The sequence below is a fragment of the Staphylococcus microti genome (assembly GCF_000934465.1).
Lineage (GTDB): Bacteria > Bacillota > Bacilli > Staphylococcales > Staphylococcaceae > Staphylococcus > Staphylococcus microti.
Genome location: NZ_JXWY01000027.1, coordinates 1 through 497 on the forward strand (window position 1 = coordinate 1; position 497 = coordinate 497).

General features: G+C 47.5%; 1 rRNA gene. It reads right to left on the minus strand.

Features of this window, described 5'->3' with window-relative positions:
- Positions 1-497 (minus strand): 23S ribosomal RNA (locus TP70_RS03555); the annotation flags it as partial.

Consider the following 497-nt stretch of genomic DNA (forward strand, 5'->3'; position numbering starts at 1 on the left):
GGTCTACGACCAAATACTCATTCGCCCTATTCAGACTCGCTTTCGCTACGGCTCCACATTTTCTGCTTAACCTTGCATCAGATCGTAACTCGCCGGTTCATTCTACAAAAGGCACGCCATCACCCATTAACGGGCTCTGACTACTTGTAAGCACACGGTTTCAAGTTCTCTTTCACTCCCCTTCCGGGGTACTTTTCACCTTTCCCTCACGGTACTGGTTCACTATCGGTCACTAGAGAGTATTTAGCCTTAGGAGATGGTCCTCCCAGATTCCGACGGAATTTCACGTGCTCCGTCGTACTCAGGATCCACTCAAGAGAGCACACATTTTCGACTACAGGATTATTACCTTCTATGATTAACCTTTCCAGGTTATTCGTCTAACATGTGCCTTTGTAACTCCGTATAGAGTGTCCTACAACCCCAACAAGCAAGCTTGTTGGTTTGGGCTCTTCCCGTTTCGCTCGCCGCTACTCAGGGAATCGATTTTTCTTTCT